This is a genomic window from Terriglobales bacterium (genome assembly GCA_035454605.1).
In the GTDB taxonomy this organism is placed as follows: Bacteria; Acidobacteriota; Terriglobia; order Terriglobales; family Acidobacteriaceae; genus DATMAB01.
The window spans coordinates 1-2,162 of record DATIGQ010000176.1 but is presented as its reverse complement, the minus strand read 5'-3'; the positions used below and the strand labels follow the sequence as shown (position 1 = coordinate 2,162).

Below are 2,162 nucleotides of genomic sequence, written 5' to 3'. Positions count from 1 at the left end.
GGCTGCTGCAGCCAGCGGGGGCGGGAACAGTCACCGCGAGTCTGACATCGGCCCAGGCCGTGGAGGGCACCTTGCCCTACATGGCCCCGGAACAGCTCCGCGGCGAACCGCTGGATGCCCGCACCGATCTGTGGGCGATGGGTGCGGTGCTTTACGAGATGGCCACCGGCCGGCGCCCCTTCGAGCAGAGGCTGGCCACCACGCTCACCGATGCCATCCTGAACAGGGCGCCGCTTGCGCCGCGGTCCGCGCAGCCGGAACTCAGTCCCGAGTTGGAGCGCATCATCCTCAAATGTCTGGAAAAGGACGCGGAAGACCGCTACCAGTCGGCGCGGGAACTAATGGTGGACCTTCGCCGGCTGGGCGCTTCTACCGGATTCTCCACGGCCGTGGTCCCGCCGGCCATGGCTCGGGCTAGGCTGCGCCGCCTGTTTCCGGCTGTCCTGCTTCTCCTGCTGATCCTGGCCAGCGCAGGGTACTGGCTTCTGCGCCAGGAGCGTTTGCCGTCGCAGGCGAGCTCGATTCGCTCGCTCGTGGTGCTGCCCTTGAAAAATCTTTCCGGCGATCCCGCGCAGGAATACTTTGCAGAGGCCATGACCGAGGAGCTGACCAGCGAGATGGCTTTATTGCGCTCCCTGCGCGTGGTCTCCCGCACCTCTGCCGGCCGCTATCGGGAAGCCTCGAAGTCGGTGCGTGAGGTCGCGCGCGAACTCGACGTAGATGCCGTGATCGAGGGCTCGGTCTTGCGCTCCGGCGACCAGGCCCGCATTACCGTGCAGCTCATTGACGGCTCTACCGACCAGCATCTCTGGTCCAAGAGCTATACGCGGTCCGCCGCTGACGTGATCGGTCTTCAGCGTGAGGTCGCCCGGGAGATTGCCCGCGAGATTCAGCTTACCCTCACGCCTGAGGAGCAGCAGCATTTCGACTCGACCGCCACTCGTAATCCCCAGGCCTACGAAGCCTACCTGCGTGCCACCTACCGGTTGCAGTCGGTATTTCGCAGCGTGGAAGACGTCGATGCCGTGATTGCCAGCGCTGAGCAAGCCGTCGCACTGGACCCGAATTTCGCCGATGCCTACGTCGCGCTGGCCGCAGGCTCGGTGGGGAAGATTTTTGCCTGGCAGGGCGGGAACGAGTACGACGAGAAGGCATTCGTCGCCCTGGGCAAGGCCTTGGCGCTCGATCCCAACCTCGCCCAGGCCTACGTGATTCGCGGCGCGCTGTACTACACCAAGCTGCGTGGCTTCGATATCGCCCAGGCGGTGGCAGACTACCGTCGCGCCGTTGCCTTGAACCCCAATCTTGCCGAGGCCCACCACAACCTCGGTTCCGAACTGACCCACGCCGGCCTCCACGATCAGGCAATCGAGGAATTCCGGGCCACACTGCGCCTGAACCCGCACTCCGAAAGTGCGAAGTTCCGCATGGCGCGGGCCCTGTGGCAGTCCGGCCGCTTCGCCGAGGCCCTGGAACAATATGAACGCAACAATATCGTGAACTTCGAAAAGGCCGTCACTTTGGCCTATCTGGACCGGCAGAAGGAGGCGTGGGAGGTAGTGGACCTCCTTAAACAGAAGCAGGGCACCGCAGCCCATCGTGGCGGCGGGCCCGACGTGGCAGATGTCGCGGCCGTGCGCGCCCTGCTCTATGCCCGCGAGGGCAAACAGCGTGAAGCCCTGCGCGAGATCGACACTGCGTACAGGTCTGGCAAGGACAAGGACCACTTTCACCACGCGGCGTTCCTCATCGCGGCTGCCTATGCGGAAATGGGAAAGAAGGCGGACGCAACTGCCTGGCTCAAGCGCGTGGCCGACAGTGGAATGCCGAATCACCCCCTGTTCCGCGACAACCCCAGCATGCGCAAATCGCACGGCGACCCCGGGTATGAGCTGTTCATGACCCAACTCAAGATCCGCTGGGATGAGCTCGCCGTGAGCCTATCCCGCCCGCCCTCCTCCTGAAGTCCTCAATGAACGAATGAACCAACCGTCAATTCTCCGTGCCTCCGTGTCTCCGTAGTGAGTCCTCTCTCCACAAACCACTAGCGCTCCTCCCCGCACCTTGGCATGATGCGCTTGACCGCAGCCCGCCGGGGCGGGCGCGGCGAGGTGATGGCCATGGCCGCAGAAGTGGAACTGCTGGCGGAAGTCCCGCTGTTC

1 protein-coding gene is annotated in these 2,162 nt (G+C 64.4%); it reads left to right on the top strand.

Annotated features, from left to right (window positions below):
* Positions 1 to 1,964, top strand: a 1,964-nt coding sequence (locus VLE48_12680; protein HSA93860.1) for a tetratricopeptide repeat protein, incomplete at its 5' end; no start/stop codon positions are given.
* Between the last annotated feature and the right edge of the window lie 198 nt (positions 1,965 to 2,162).